Origin of the sequence: Chthonomonas sp., from assembly GCF_035294505.1 — a bacterium.
Lineage (GTDB): Bacteria > Armatimonadota > Chthonomonadetes > Chthonomonadales > Chthonomonadaceae > Chthonomonas.
In genome coordinates, this window is record NZ_DATGKU010000067.1 from 1 (window position 1) to 13,665 (window position 13,665).

Consider the following 13,665-nt stretch of genomic DNA (forward strand, 5'->3'; position numbering starts at 1 on the left):
GCGCTCCACGATATCGGTGGTTGGGTTCGTCACGCGCGTGTAGTCGTAAAAACGGCTGACTCCCCCGGCGGCCTCCTCGATCTCCGTCGGCTCTAGCTGATAGTTTGTCGCCCGCTCTTCATAGGTAGGAAAAGTGAACAGAGAGTTTTGAAAGATAGGCGGGATTACCGCACCATGAAATCTGGAGGGGTCTTCAGCAAAATGCGCGCAGAGGGTTTCAAAATGGGGCCGATTCTCATCTTCGTTGGGCATGCTATCTTCCTTAAACAATGAGGTTACAAGCTGTGCTGAAAAGTATGATACCTCAAAGGTCTCTCGGAGCAGCGCCCCCTTTTCCCCAATCTTCTCGCCCCCCTCGTACCTCAACGAGGTAAAGTTTTTGGCGAAAGAGACCAAAATCAAATTTCGCGCTCCAACAAGGGGTTTCCTTAGGAACAGAAGGGTCTTTCTATGCGTATAGCCATAATGCACAAAAGGGAATCCCCGTTTCTCTCTTGTAGGAGCGGGGCTTTGTATGTCATAATGCACGCTCCGGAACAGGCCGGGGGAGGAACGGGGAGAATGCCGAGAGGAAAAAGTACGGGTTTCACGCTCATAGAGCTGCTTGTGGTGATCGCCATTATCGCCGTGCTTGCAGCTATTCTCTTTCCGGTATTCGAGCAGGCGCGCGAAAAGGCACGACAGACGGTTTGTCTTTCCAATATGCGACAGATGGGCATTGCGGCTCAGATGTACGCACAAGATTACGACGAGCGGCTACCACTGGCGGCCACATCGCTTTCGCCGTTCGTGTTTTTAAACTGGCACGATCTGCTCGACCCTTATGTGCGCAACAAGCAGATATGGATATGCCCATCCTCCAATCTGCAGCAATACAATAGTTACGGCAAGCCGGTTTGCCAGTACGGTTGGAATGCCTACTACTTAAACCTTGGCGTTGTTGTGAATAACATCTACACGCTGAACAACGCGCCGGGAGTTTCGTTAGCGGCCATTCAGCAGCCCGCCCATACCGTGATGATGGCCGATGCGAAAGGCATTATTGGCAGGCCGCCGCCAAACCATGTAAGCACCTATCTGCTGCCGCCTTCGCAGCCAGATGCTGACTATTGGGGCCGACCAGACCCGCGACACAATGGAGGCGCCGTGGTTACCTTGGCCGACGGGCATGCCAAATGGTTTTCGCTTAACGGCTTCTACTGGGCACAGCAACCCACCGATGCCTGGTTTGCCCTAAACCAACCCTAAGTTTCGCGCCCTATTCTACTGAAACTTTTCCTCCGTGAATTATGTCTATATATCGCGCGTAGGAAAAGCAGGGCCTTCGTGAAAACATGTCATCGTGAGAAGACGCTTTCACGACTTAGGCACGCAAAAACACGTATATAATGATTTGGAACGATCCCACGATGGTTTTCGGTGTACCACGGCGGTGGGGCGAGAGACAAGGGCTGCAAGAGATAATCGAGTTCAAAAAAAGAAAAAATTTGTTGATGTTTTAGGAGGGAGGCGCGATGCCCCTGGAGATGGTAGAGATGTATGACTTAGGCGTTCTGGAGCGCAACTTGGAAGAGATGGAGGAGACAACCGAGGCGTTGTCCTCTTCCGAAATAGAGGATGCTGTAGAAGAGATCGAGATTTCGGAGCCGGGCTTGGCGACAGGCGAGGAGGCGATAGCCGATGCCGGCGAGCTGGAAGAGAGCGCACAAGCTTGGCTACGACGTGCCGGGAAGATGGCTTTGCTTACCCATGAGCAGGAGATCGAGCTTGCTCGCCAAATTGAGACGGCACGTCAGACCGGAGATAAGGAGTTGGAGCGGCAGGCAAAAGAGCGCCTGGTGCTGGCCAATCTTCGCCTTGTGGCTTCGGTAGCACGTCGCTATCTTGGACACGGTATGCCGATAGAAGACCTCATGCAGGAGGGCGCCATCGGCCTTATGCGCGCCGTAGACCGTTTCAACTACCGGCGCGGCTACCGATTTAGCACCTATGCGATCTGGTGGATTCGCCGGTCTATTACGCGCGCCATCGCCGATCAGTCGCGGCTCATTCGTCTGCCAGTCCATGTTACCGACACCTTGGGGCGCATCAATAAAACGCGCCTTGCGTTGCGTCAGCGGCTAGGGCGCGCCCCCTCACGTGCCGAGTTGGCTAAAGAACTCGGCATGCCGGAGGAGAAATTGACCGAGTTGCTGCGCAGCTCTGTCGAGCCGCTTTCTCTGGAGATGCCGGTGGGCGAGGAGGGTGAGAACCGCCTGGCCGACCTTATTCCGGCCGGCGATGCCCACAACCCGGCCACAGAAGCCGCCCATATGGCCGTGCGTGACGCCCTCATGGAGGTGCTTGCCGAGCTAACACCTCGTGAGCGCGACGTGATCATCCTCCGCTTCGGAATGGATGGTGCAGAACCACGCACCCTTGAGGAGGTAGGAAACGCCCTCGGTTTAACCCGTGAGCGCGTCCGTCAAATCGAATCCTCCGCCCTCGCAAAACTGCGCCAACAACGCAACAACCCGCGCCTGCGCGAGGTCATCGGCCTTAAACCTACACCGGAGTAGCGGAAAGCCGGAGCCAGTCGTAGAGGGGCTTCTTATAGCGAGAGGCCCCTCTTATCGTCTTCTGGAGCTTCTTGCGCCAATAGACGTTTCAATGCTGCCGCTAAGGGGTTTTCCACCGATGTGGCCTCTTGAGCGCTCTCTACATAGAAGCGCCAAGCATCCCGCTCGGGGTCTTCTACAGCGCCCTCACGCGCTTCCGGTTCAAGCCAGTTTGCCGGTAGCTCCAAACCAAGCTCTGCGGCGCTCTCTTCTACAGCCGCAGGAGGAACCCATATCACGCCTAACTCCTCGTACTCTTCGGTAGGCGGCACCACCAAAAGTCCCTCCGATTCCTCCCCCTCAAGGCCGACGCCCTTCCCCTCAAGGCCGACGCCCTTCCCCTCAAGGCCGACGCCCTTCCCCTCAAGGCCGACGCCCTCCCCCTCCTCCACCAGCACCGGAACCGGCTCCGCTCCCACATAGACGAGCCGCAAGAGAAGATAGCGAACCCGCTTTGATCGGGCCAGAATCTCCGCAGCTGCATCCAGCTGATCAAGCCCCACCCCCATCGCCATGCGCTCCTTTGTGGTGAACTTGATCTCGAAAAGACAGAGCGATTCGGGGTCAATGGGCCAAACGGCATCTAACTCCCTATAGAGACGGCCATGTCGCCCATTTGCAAGACGCTGTTCCCAACTGAGGATACGCTCTTCCTGTAGCGGCACCTGCTTTCCAAGCCAATGTCGTACCGCCTGCTCCACCAGACCGCCCAACATCTCGCCAGCCTGACGCGGCCCGCCCCTTGAGGGACGTAGGTCGGCCATACGACGCCGATATGCGATGTAATCGGCGTCATCCGGGCGTACCAGACGAACATCGCGAATCGTGTGAAGGGCATCGCGCATCATGCCTGTTGACTCCCTTTACCGGCAACATGCAGGAAACTTTGCAAGTCACTCTCACGCATCGTAGGCTCACCGGGAGCGACATTGTTAAGCCGCCCCTCCCGCATCCACCTCTCTAGCGTATCCACCAGTTGATAGAGATGATCGAAACCCTCTACCACAAACAGCAACGGCTGATAGTGGTCTATTTCAAACGCCTGGTTGATCACCCACTCGATCTGCAAAGGATAGCGCTGCACTTCTGGTGACTCGATGCTGTGCACGATCTCCCCATAAGAGCTTAAAAGGCCGCTTCCATAGACCTTTAGCCCTTCCGGAGTGTTCATAAGCCCGAACTCAATGGTAAACCAGAAGAATCGGGCAAACGCTTTCAGGATACTCGTAAGTCGGCGCAACTGTTCCTTCGCATCGTCTATTCCCGCCACCATCTCCACGGCGGTATGGGCACAATCGCCGAGTCGAACGAGCGTCTCGGCGAAAGCTGGGTCGGTGTGCATCGGCACATGGCCAGCAACATCGTGGAAGATGTCGGGTTCAGGCAGATAATCAAGGTTTTCTAGCGACCTCACCGTGATCGTCGTTGGGAACTCTCGGTTCCGCAGACAATCGAAGAAAAGGAAGGCCGGCACGTAGCCGCTTACCGCCTTCGCGCGAAATCCGGTAAGCGGTTCGAGGAAGCGGTTCACCTCCTCCAGCTTCGGCACCCGGTCGGGGGGCAAACAAAGACATTGCAGTCCTTTCAAAAAGTGCGGGTTTGCATAGCGCTGCCACAAGGGAATCATGCGCCTGTAGAGCTGTCGCCAGGCCTCGTGGTTCTCCTCGCTGTAGAGGGCATAAGGCTGCGTTATAAAGAGCTGCCCTGTTTCTCGTGCCTCCTCAATAAAGGGGGCTTTGGTGGTCGTTAATCCGGTATTCATGGCTTTTTCTCCTGCACGTCGTTGTGCGGTAGCCGCAGCACCCTATACTATTTTGGCGCTTTCTTTCAAATATTACGTACTGATTGCGGCAAAAGCGTCTAGCGCATACGGTTATTCAGGTATACTTTGACTAGAGGGCTTCGAGGAAGCGCCCGTTCGCCTCGCGAAAATTCTTACTGCGGCAACTCCTTCAAAAAGAGCTAAGCAGAAAGCCGTTTATAGCCGATATATTAACGGCACCAACTACTTCTACCGAGGCATGATGGCTGTAAAGGGTGCTTTTCATCGCCATTTAGGCCAATAGGTACAACCTTATGCATTTTTGGAGACAATCGATCCTATGAGCCGAAGAGAGGAACGCCGACAGGCCGCGACGGACGCAGCTCTTCGCGCTTTAGAGCGGTTTTGGCAACTTCGCTTGCCCGAACTGTTTCGGAGTCTTTATCGGCAGCAAGAACAACCGTTTCTCGGCCACTGCGAGTTTTTCCCGCTCGACGCCATTCTCGCCGGCAACGGCAGAGAGTATGGCATGCTTCCCCAACTGTTGCCCTTTGGACGCGCCGTAGACGAGGGCGGCCTTTATGGCTTCTATGCGCCGCGGCAGAAAACCGAGGTAGACCAATGGCCGGTGCTCTATTGGGACGAAGATGAGATGTTTCTACGCCCTGTGGCCTCCGACTTTGGGGCTTTTCTCCGCCATTGCGCTCTCGTTGGGCGTTATGAACTGGAAGAACAGTGGGCCGAGATGGAGCTTTACGACCCAGAACAGTATCAGCTGCTTGCCCACCTCGGGCTTACGCACTACAAAGATATCCCCTGCCCGCGCAACGAAACCGAACTGCATCTCGCCATCGTCGAATCAGACCCCCAAGCCGCCCTCAGTCTGTGCCATCTTGGATGTCGGCGTCGGGCAAACAACGACGACGAGCGGGCACTCGACTATTTTCATCGGGCTGCCGAGGCCGCCCCGTGGTTCGGTGACCCCTGCTACCTCATGGCCGATGTCTATCGGGAAAGAGGAGACCTTGCAAGAGCGACGGAGGAGTGGTGGGCGGTTTTAAATCATCTTATCCCGCTGTGTACACGAACTTGGGAATGGGACCTCGGTGCAGACCATCCGGAGGCCGACATCTATGAAGTCGCTGCCGACGCCTTGGTGCAATATAGCCGTCATGCCGATGCGCGCTTTCGTAGTGACCCCCTCTGGCACGTCGCCGTCTTTGACGATCCCTACGATCCTAAAGCGCGTGAAGTCCTCGGAAATACCTACCTAGCTCAGGGCAATTTCGAGGCAGCCGAGCGGGAGTTTCTCAACGCGCTTACCCTTGCCATCGGCGAAGAGAGCGACCAACCCGACCGCCTCTACGATTCCCTGATCATGCTTTATGAGCGCACCGGTCGCTCGCGCGAAGCGAGCCTCGCCCGTTATGACCGAGCGCTCCCACCGCCAAACGCCTAGGTTCGTAAACCCTTAGCCGGCTTTTTTGGAAAATAACGCGGAGCGCATCGTAAGGGCATCGTGCAAAAGCGCTCTAGAGGCTTTTGCGTGGGCGGCCACGGGGGCGAATACCTTGAATCTGCCGCCACTCATCTTGTACCTCCAAAATGAAACGCCGTACGCGGGGACCTGGCCACCCCGTAAGGCGCGCCACCTCGCCGCACTCAATGTAGGCCTGCTTTCTGCAGCGCTCAAGCACATAGTGCCGCGCGGCACGCTGCTGCGCCCATTCCATAACTCCGTCCCATGTGATCTCCGATGAGGTACCTGCAGGCAGGATAGGAGAAGTATCCTGAATCGCTACGGCCCGATGCTCCATGGGGGTTGCGACCAGCTTCTGTTTGGCCGAGTCTCTTGCACCGCTCTGTCTTTCTACCCCGGCAGCCTCCGCGACCTTAGAAAGAACGGGCAACCCCTCTGAGATGGAGGGGCGCTTGCCCGTCCGCTCTCCAACCGCCAATAGCTGCTGTTGCTCCTTTGGCATTTTTGTTCTCCTTCTACCTAGCCCCCGATTCCATAGGGGCTAGGTGCTTTCTTCCTAAGCCCCCTTATTAAACCAAAATATGTAGACGTTTGTCAACTACTTCTAGGAAAAATTTGTAGCGTGTCCCAGGGGGCCTCTGCTCCAAGGCGCTAGGTCGAAACAGGCTAGTTCTTGACAGGAATATTTGGGTTTTTAGCCAAAGACGACACATAAACCCTATCTAAAAAAGAATCTGTGACAAACGGCGATCTCGAAAATGACCTTTTTCGAGGTACTATAGAATGCAGGAACTGTATGGGAGAGGAGTCACAACACGGTCTTTGGAGAACGAGCAAGGTCTTTCAAAACGCGCATTCATACTTGCCCTGCTGCTGTCGCTCCTGGCAGGCTTTTGGGTGAGGCGCTCCGAGATCATGGTGTTGGCCACCCAGATTACCGAAAGTGTGCCCGCCATACCCGGCCTCGCGGCCCTTGCGCTGCTCATCGCCCTCAACTACCTGTTTCGCAACCTGCGCAAAGCCAGACCTTTTTCAACGGCAGAGCTGCTCACCGTTTTTCTCTTTGTAACCGTCAGCACAACCATCATGGGCATTGGGGTAACCCAATTCCTTTTCTCTTTAATGACGCTCCCCTTCTATCTGAAAACCAAAGATATCGTTCCCAATCGAGCCTACCTGCCGAAGTGGCTAGCGCCTCACAATCTGCAAGCCATCAAGCACCTCTACGAAGGTGCGCCTAACGGTGTGGTACCATGGCATCTCTGGATCGTTCCGTGTCTCTGCTGGCTCGGCTTCTTTTTGGCGCTCTGGTGGTGTTTGGCAAGCCTCATGGGGCTGCTCTACCATGCTTGGGCCGATGACGAACGGCTCTCCTTCCCTCTCGTTGCGCTGCCTCTTGAGATGTCGCAAACGGATGCCCAAGGCCCTCCTTTCTTTCGGAACCCATTGATGTGGTCCGGCTTCGCGCTTGCAGCCGTGTATAACCTCATCAACATTGCGCACGCCTTGGCCCCCGCCTTTCCCGCCATAGGCAAACAGTTCGATCTCTCCCCCCTCTTTAACTCACCTCCTTGGAGCGAGATGAAGCCACTTATTTTTCACATCCGCCCCGAACTTATCGGGCTGGGTTTTCTGGTCTCCACAGAGATAAGCCTTACGGTGTGGGTATCTTACTTCGTGCTGAAGCTGGCAGCGGTTTTCGGGGTAGCGCACGGCGCATCTCCCGGCCTTCTGCCTTACTTTCAAGAAGAGGGTATAGGCGCCTACATGGTGCTCGCCGTGCTGCTGATCTGGCTGGCTCGACACCGCCTTAAAGAGGCTTGGAAGCTGGCTTGGCGTGAGGGTGAGAGTGCCGTGCGCAGCACCGTCGGCCTTGAGGGGGAGGGCGTCGGCCTTGAGGGGGAGAGTGCCGTGCGCAGCACCGTCGGCCTTGAGGGGAAGGGCGCCCTGCTCCAGAAAATCGCCAGATTTTCTGGAGACCCCGGCGTCGGCAACGCGCGCTATCGCCGGCTTTGGCTAGGGTTTTTCGGCGGGTTTCTCATCTCTTGGGGCTATATGTGGATGGCCGGAATGGGCTGGTGGATCGCGCTAGCCTATCTCGCTCTCGTTGTGGCCGTCGCCATGGTTTACGGCCGACTTCGTGCCGAAGCCGGTGTTCCGCTCATCTGGTTATTTCCCTATCAACAACAAAAGGCCTTTTTTCTCTATACCTTCGGCTCGGCCCCGTTCGCCCGCAACAGCCCCTCCACCTTAACGATATGGGCGCTTTTTGTGTTTCTCGCCAGAGGCTATTTTCCTGAAATGACCGGCTACCAGATAGAGAGTTTAGAGATAGCCCGCCGCGTGAAGATTCGTGCGGCCAAACTTTTTCAGTTACTAGCCTTGGCGGTTGTGGTAGGCATTATACTCGGCTGGTATAACCATCTCGTGCCCTACTATCAACATGGGGTCGTGCAGTTGCGCGGGGAGATATGGGGCCAATGGTTAACGGAACCGGAGTATAGCGCCGCAACCGGCTACATGCACACTCCGAAACTTCCCGACATTCCGCGCATCTACGCCACCGTCATCGGGGCTCTGATCGCCTTCTTGCTATGGTGGTGTCGCATCCGCTTCACCGGCTTCTGGTTCCACCCCATAGGCTATGTAATGACCTGCAGCTATGGATCGCTTATTTGGGGGCCGTTTCTCGTGGTTTGGATCATCAAATCGCTTGTGCTTCGCTACGGTGGCATGCCACTTTATCGTCGGCTCATTCCCTTCTTTCTTGGCCTGGCCTTGGGACATTTTGCCGTTGCCGGCATTCTGTGGGGGCTTACGGGCGCCTGGGTCGGCAGCGCCGTGCAGGGCTATCCGGTCTTTTTTGGATAGCCCTAAATAACGTCGGCAAAACTCCGTTCCACATTCCGAAATACCATGGCACCTCCCACAAAGATCGCCACGGCGCTGACCACAGCGAAAACAATGCTGCCAAAAGAAGGCGGAGAAACCCCAAAAACCGCCCACCGGAAACCTTGCAAAATCACCGCCAACGGGTTCAGCATGTAGATGGCATGCCACTTACCGTGCACAGCGTTCGCTCCGTAGGCCACCGGGCTGGCGTAGAGCAGAATGTTGAGCAGCACCGGCATAACCTGGCGCACGTCCCGATAGGGCACCGCACCGGCGGAGCTGATACACCCGATGCCGAGCGCCATGATCAGCAAAAGGAAAAGCCAGAAAGGAAACAGCAGGATCGTCCAATGAACGCTTACATGGTAAGAAATAAGTAACACGATAAGCAGACACAGGCCGATACTGAAATCTAGCAGGCTGCCCAGCGCCGTAGATAACGGCAAGATCAGGCGCGGAAAGTAGATTTTGGAGATCATGTTGGCGTTGCCCAAAAGCGTTGCAATGGAATTGGTTATAATGCTGTTGAAAAGGTTCCACGCCATGGTGCCCACAAAGGCGAATAGAATATAGGGCACATGATCGCTGGGCAACTTGGCCACACGCCCGAAGACAAAGGTAAAAATGCCCGCCGAGATGAGCGGAATAATGATCACCCAGGCCACGCCCAAAACCGTTTGGCGGTAGCGCAAACGAATATCTTTCCCGGCCAAAGCGAGAAGGAGATCACGATAGCGCCACAGCTCCTTCCAATCTATAAGCTGCCATCCCTTAGGTGGCTGAATGGTGGTTAGCGGCCGTTTTGCCGCCTCTGGCAAGCTCTCTGTGCTCATTTCTTCTCTTTCACCAAAGCGTTCACGATGGGCTGAATGGTCAGCGCGAAGCTTTTTAGCACGTCCACGCTGCCCGGTCCTTCAGTATTGCTCATGCGTACCACCAAAGAACCGCCCCCCTCCCCCGTCAGCAACTTGCGCCAGGCATAAAACTTCTTTTGGGCGATGCCCCCCATGGGAATTTGGGCTAGATAGCCTCCCGCCAGGTAGTAGGCGAAATCTTCGGTATAGCCGTTCAGTGTGGCCTTCATGAAGTTGACCTCTTGCCCGTTCCAATTGAGTATCTTATGATCGAAAAGGGTCCATCCTTGTGCCGGGAAGCAGACGTTGGGGTCATGAAAATCGTCGTAACTCTTGCCCGTAATTAGCTCAAGGGTAACAACATGCCCCAGTGGGTCTCGATACTCCCTTTGAAGGATGGTGGCGGTAGGTAGTGCTTTCTGGACAGCTGGGTCTACCGGATCGTCTGCCACACACACCCAATCGCCGACATGGCGCGGGAAGTTCTCGATGGGCACCGGGTGCGGTGCGGCGAACTTCAGCCGACCAAACCCCAAATTGGCCCCCAAACCCAATAACAGAAGGGCACAGACCAAAAAGCTATAGCGTCTTTGCTGCATACGCTCCCCTCCTAACCTCCATGTAACGCGACCTCCGCCTCCGCAGGCTGTTGGTGGGCTTTCTCCAGTGCAAACCGGCTTCTGTCGCATCCCATGTATTTGCCCACCGTGAGAAAAAGCACACAAGAGAGCGCGATCACGAAGAAATCGGCATACTCGTGTGCAATATGAAAGGCATGTTCGCCGAACTCTGTTCCGATAAAGATAAGACCGGCGATGCGCACCACATTGGCCGTTAACGCCACCGGCAGTGCCAGAAGGGTAAGTAGAAGCCAACGCCTTCGGGGCAGTGCAAAAAACCAGCCGTAAAGCACCGCAAAGCAGAAAAAGGCCAACAGCTTCTTAAATCCGCTACAGGCTTCGGCCACATCCAGAGTCATCCCAGGAATCTGAATGGTGTTGCCTTGCCGAATGAGCGGAAAGCCCAAAGTCTGCATAATGCCGGCAGAACCGATGGCGCTGAGATGCTGAATCCAGACATCCGGCGGATTGATGATCGGCATGGGCACCGGGGCAGCAAGTAACAGCACCAACACGGGAAACCGTGCGGCTCGCCAGAGTTCCCGCCCATGAAGGGCCAGAATGCAGCCGGCCACCACCGGTGTAAGCGAGGCCATCATAAGGAAGCGCACCCGCAAGAACCACCCTACCCACTCCATCAAGACGCCGAGCGCGATCCAGAAAAAGCCCACGGGGTCTGGAGCCGGTCGCGCCGCACGTAAGCGATCTTTTTGAAGATAGAGCAGTCCGATCGCGATGGGGGGAATGAGCACGCCGTAGGAGTAGATACCACTTTGAATTTGAAAGGGGATCACGTCTAGGAATACCGGCATATAGAGCGCTATGGCTGCTAAGATAACCAGCCAAATATGCAGTGGCCAATGCCCCACTTCCACCAAGGTATCCAACAGCTCTTTTTGCCAAGGCGGTGTTGTCGGGGTTCCTTGTTTTGATGCTTCAGACATTCTGCCTTCTCTCTCCAGACACGACTTTACGATGCTTAGCCATCTCCTCTTCGATGATCTGCCGCATACGCTCCTTAAATACCGAGGTATCAAACCGTTGGGCGTGTTGGCGCATAACATGGATATCGAACGCAAGGCTTTCGGCACGACAGAGGGCCTCACACAAGCTCTCTACGCTTTGTTCGGAGAAGAGCACACCGGTAACTCCATCCACCTGCGTATCGAGCGCCCCGCCGGCCGCGTAGGCGATAACGGGGCAACCGCAAGCGTTTGCCTCTACCGGTGATATGCCAAAATCCTCCTGACCCGGCATGATGTAGCCGCGTGCATGTGCCATAAGCTGAACCAACTCGGCGTCGCTTACACGCCCGAGGAACTCGACGGTAGGCCCTGCGATCCGCCGGAGATAGGCCTCTTGGCGTCCGCTCCCCACCACCTTCAGAGGCCTTTTCAAGCGATTGCAAGCCTCTATTGCCAAGTCCAACCGTTTATACGGCGCAAAGCGTGCCGCCACGAGGTAGTAATCCTCTTTTTGCTCGGAGGGCTTGAAACGGCTTGTATCCACGGGAGGATAGACGATATCGCACTCACGGCGATAGAAACGGGCGATGCGCTGGGCCACCACCGTGGAGTTTGCGATATACCGATCGATTCGCAGGGCGGCCACGACATCCCAGAGCCGCAAGCGATGAAGCACCGGCTCCAGGAGAACGCGCTCCAGTCCTCCTATCTCTTCTCTCTCCAGGTAGGCATGGGTCATCCATCCAAAACGCATAGGGGTATGTGTATAGCAGATGTGCACCGTATGCGGCTGCGTTATCACCCCCTTTGCGAAGGCCGATGAGGAGCTAATGACCAGATCGTAGTCCTGAAGGTCGAACGACTCAAAAGCCAAAGGATAGAGAGGCAAAGCGAGGCGATGCGTTTTTTTCAGGGCCGGCAAGCGCTGTAGAAAGCTTGTGCGGATGTCCCAACTTTGAAAGCTTGCGGGCATGGCTTCGGGCACATAGACAGAGGTATAGACGGGCGCTTCCGGAAACATTTCATGAAGCACCTCAACAACTTTCTCTGCCCCACCCATTTGAGCCAAATAGTCGTGGACGATAGCGACCCGCATGGCCGATTCCCTTCTGTAGGCATTGCCAGGTGCCTGCTTTTAGGGCACCTGGCAATCAGACTTAGGCTGCTAGAAGCCCGCCAAGATGCGCAAGAGGTTAGCGCTTGACAGAATTTGGAACATATCGCTCAGCCCGAACCCATGCTTTTTGGATGGAACGTAAATGAAGTCGCCGGCGTTCAACGGAACGTTGACACTTTGGTCTCCATGGAAGTAGCGATTCAGGTCGACAACCTGTATGGCGCCCTGCTTCTTCAGTTGGTTGAACATCCATTTTGAGTCCTTGGCCTGCTTAGGATACTTTTGAGTCAACTCGGCCTCTAGCTTATTCTCTAGATCGGTGTGGATCACCTCTACAGCACTTATATTGGCATCTTGCGATGGCCCTCCACGCCGATTGATGGCATCCCACAGCCTATCGCCGGGGCGAAAGTCGTAAGGCCCTTGGCCTTGCACAGCGCCGTAGATGTAGACGATATTCATCTGGCGTGGTATGAGAATACTATCGCCGGGTTGGAGGGTAAGGTTCTGTGAAGTATCCCCATCTAAGTAGAATTTCTGAAGGTCTATGGGGATCGTTTTTCCATCGCGGGTAATGGTAGCGGCGGAAAGATCGGCCTCTCCCTCAATATAACCACCTGCGCGCGAGATAGCGTCGGCCACGGTCATCTTTTTTTCGTAGGGGAACTGACCGCCCTGCTTGACTTCGCCCAGGACGGTTACAAACTGATAAAGCTTTGGAACGTAGATGATATCCCCCTCGTGCATCAAAATGTTCTCAGGTGAATCACCTTTTGTCTCTGGGTTACTTAGGTCAAGAGTTTGCGATGTTCCGTCCTCATGGGTCACAGTAACATGGCTAAGGTCTCCTATGTCACCTCCACCGCCCATAGCGGAGATGACATCGAGAATACGCAGGCCGGGGCGCATTTCCACTGTGCCGGTTCTGGGTGTATATCCGTAGACGACGATCGCGTCTTGAGGTCGCTTTTGCACCAAGTACACGCTTACACTTGGATTGACAACATACTTAGACCACGCCTGGGTTAGCATGGCGGCGACCTCTTCGACCGTTTTTCCTAAAACGTTGATAGGTGAATCGGCCAGCAGGGGAGGTGTGAGCTTGCCATCGGGAGGAATCTGTATGTCACCCATTGTAAGATCGGGGAAATTAACAACATGGATCGAAATCACATCTCCCGGACCTAACAGGTACTTAGACACCACCTTCGTGGGCGGAATCTGCGTATCCGAGCCGTTAGCCGGCAGCGTGGTGGGTGCCGTCTGGGCGACGGCCTTAAGCGATAGCAGCGCGAAAGCTAATAGCAGGATCAATTTACCGATTCGCATCGCAACACTCCTTTGGCCAAAGACCATCCTTTGCAACAGAAAACCTTTT

At 55.3% G+C, this 13,665-nt stretch carries 12 protein-coding genes and 1 pseudogene; 4 read left to right on the forward strand and 9 right to left on the reverse strand.

Annotated features, from left to right (window positions below; translation table 11 throughout):
- A pseudogene (locus tag VKV18_RS03210) lies at positions 1–252 on the reverse strand (hypothetical protein); the annotation flags it as partial.
- Positions 253–561: 309 nt separating this feature from the next.
- Between VKV18_RS03210 and VKV18_RS03215 the strand changes: the two are divergent.
- Both VKV18_RS03215 and VKV18_RS03220 read left to right on the forward strand, forming a co-directional pair.
- The gene (locus VKV18_RS03215) at positions 562–1,248 is read left to right on the forward strand and encodes a DUF1559 domain-containing protein (RefSeq protein WP_324202786.1); all 687 of its coding nucleotides are present in this window, start codon (positions 562–564) and stop codon (positions 1,246–1,248) included.
- 266 nt (positions 1,249–1,514) lie between these two features.
- Complete coding sequence (locus VKV18_RS03220; protein WP_324202787.1) at positions 1,515–2,558, forward strand: sigma-70 family RNA polymerase sigma factor; 1,044 nt, start codon at positions 1,515–1,517, stop codon at positions 2,556–2,558.
- A 32-nt stretch (positions 2,559–2,590) separates the two neighbouring features.
- Here the strand turns inward: VKV18_RS03220 and VKV18_RS03225 are convergent, their stop codons facing one another.
- Positions 2,591–3,445 (reverse strand): hypothetical protein, encoded by an 855-nt coding sequence (locus tag VKV18_RS03225; RefSeq protein ID WP_324202788.1) that lies wholly within the window; start codon positions 3,443–3,445, stop codon positions 2,591–2,593.
- Positions 3,442–4,359 (reverse strand): phenylalanine 4-monooxygenase, encoded by a 918-nt coding sequence (locus tag VKV18_RS03230; RefSeq protein WP_324202789.1) that lies wholly within the window; start codon positions 4,357–4,359, stop codon positions 3,442–3,444. The genes VKV18_RS03225 and VKV18_RS03230 overlap by 4 nt, the downstream gene beginning before the upstream one ends.
- A 340-nt stretch (positions 4,360–4,699) precedes the next feature.
- Here VKV18_RS03230 and VKV18_RS03235 point away from each other — a divergent pair, with 340 nt between their 5' ends.
- On the forward strand, positions 4,700–5,818 hold the full coding sequence (locus VKV18_RS03235; RefSeq protein ID WP_324202790.1) for an SMI1/KNR4 family protein: 1,119 nt from the start codon (positions 4,700–4,702) through the stop codon (positions 5,816–5,818).
- 73 nt (positions 5,819–5,891) lie between these two features.
- Here VKV18_RS03235 and VKV18_RS03240 read toward each other — a convergent pair whose 3' ends face one another.
- Positions 5,892–6,341, reverse strand: coding sequence for a hypothetical protein (locus VKV18_RS03240; protein ID WP_324202791.1), 450 nt, complete (start codon positions 6,339–6,341; stop codon positions 5,892–5,894).
- Positions 6,342–6,661: 320 nt separating this feature from the next.
- Between VKV18_RS03240 and VKV18_RS03245 the strand changes: the two genes are divergently transcribed.
- On the forward strand, positions 6,662–8,710 hold the full coding sequence (locus tag VKV18_RS03245; protein ID WP_324202792.1) for a DUF6785 family protein: 2,049 nt from the start codon (positions 6,662–6,664) through the stop codon (positions 8,708–8,710).
- A gap of 2 nt (positions 8,711–8,712) precedes the next feature.
- On the opposite strand, the gene VKV18_RS03250 is transcribed toward VKV18_RS03245, so the two are convergent.
- The 5 genes from VKV18_RS03250 to VKV18_RS03270 all read right to left on the reverse strand — a co-directional run bounded on the left by VKV18_RS03250 (position 8,713) and on the right by VKV18_RS03270 (position 13,616).
- Positions 8,713–9,564, reverse strand: a complete 852-nt coding sequence (locus VKV18_RS03250; RefSeq protein ID WP_324202793.1) for an ABC transporter permease — start codon at positions 9,562–9,564, stop codon at positions 8,713–8,715.
- Complete coding sequence (locus VKV18_RS03255; protein WP_324202794.1) at positions 9,561–10,184, reverse strand: EpsI family protein; 624 nt, start codon at positions 10,182–10,184, stop codon at positions 9,561–9,563. Before VKV18_RS03255 ends, VKV18_RS03250 begins: the two co-directional genes overlap by 4 nt.
- 11 nt (positions 10,185–10,195) lie before the next feature.
- Positions 10,196–11,149, reverse strand: coding sequence for an exosortase/archaeosortase family protein (locus tag VKV18_RS03260; protein ID WP_324202795.1), 954 nt, complete (start codon positions 11,147–11,149; stop codon positions 10,196–10,198).
- Complete coding sequence (locus tag VKV18_RS03265) at positions 11,142–12,266, reverse strand: glycosyltransferase (RefSeq protein ID WP_324202796.1); 1,125 nt, start codon at positions 12,264–12,266, stop codon at positions 11,142–11,144. The genes VKV18_RS03260 and VKV18_RS03265 overlap by 8 nt, the downstream gene beginning before the upstream one ends.
- Before the next feature lie 69 nt (positions 12,267–12,335).
- Positions 12,336–13,616 carry a polysaccharide biosynthesis/export family protein gene (locus VKV18_RS03270; protein WP_324202797.1) on the reverse strand — a complete coding sequence of 427 codons (1,281 nt, stop codon included), beginning with the start codon at positions 13,614–13,616 and terminating at the stop codon, positions 12,336–12,338.
- Positions 13,617–13,665: the final 49 nt, after the last annotated feature.

What these genes read in the sequence shown, in the direction of transcription:
- VKV18_RS03230 (WP_324202789.1), bottom strand. Translation starts at nt 4,359, where the DNA reads ATGAATACCGGATTAACGACCACCAAAGCCCCCTTTATTGAGGAGGCA.
- VKV18_RS03220 (WP_324202787.1), top strand. Translation starts at nt 1,515, where the DNA reads ATGCCCCTGGAGATGGTAGAGATGTATGACTTAGGCGTTCTGGAGCGC.
- VKV18_RS03270 (WP_324202797.1), bottom strand. Translation starts at nt 13,616, where the DNA reads ATGCGAATCGGTAAATTGATCCTGCTATTAGCTTTCGCGCTGCTATCG.
- VKV18_RS03235 (WP_324202790.1), top strand. Translation starts at nt 4,700, where the DNA reads ATGAGCCGAAGAGAGGAACGCCGACAGGCCGCGACGGACGCAGCTCTT.
- VKV18_RS03215 (WP_324202786.1), top strand. Translation starts at nt 562, where the DNA reads ATGCCGAGAGGAAAAAGTACGGGTTTCACGCTCATAGAGCTGCTTGTG.
- VKV18_RS03250 (WP_324202793.1), bottom strand. Translation starts at nt 9,564, where the DNA reads ATGAGCACAGAGAGCTTGCCAGAGGCGGCAAAACGGCCGCTAACCACC.
- VKV18_RS03255 (WP_324202794.1), bottom strand. Translation starts at nt 10,184, where the DNA reads ATGCAGCAAAGACGCTATAGCTTTTTGGTCTGTGCCCTTCTGTTATTG.
- VKV18_RS03260 (WP_324202795.1), bottom strand. Translation starts at nt 11,149, where the DNA reads ATGTCTGAAGCATCAAAACAAGGAACCCCGACAACACCGCCTTGGCAA.
- VKV18_RS03265 (WP_324202796.1), bottom strand. Translation starts at nt 12,266, where the DNA reads ATGCGGGTCGCTATCGTCCACGACTATTTGGCTCAAATGGGTGGGGCA.
- VKV18_RS03240 (WP_324202791.1), bottom strand. Translation starts at nt 6,341, where the DNA reads ATGCCAAAGGAGCAACAGCAGCTATTGGCGGTTGGAGAGCGGACGGGC.
- VKV18_RS03225 (WP_324202788.1), bottom strand. Translation starts at nt 3,445, where the DNA reads ATGATGCGCGATGCCCTTCACACGATTCGCGATGTTCGTCTGGTACGC.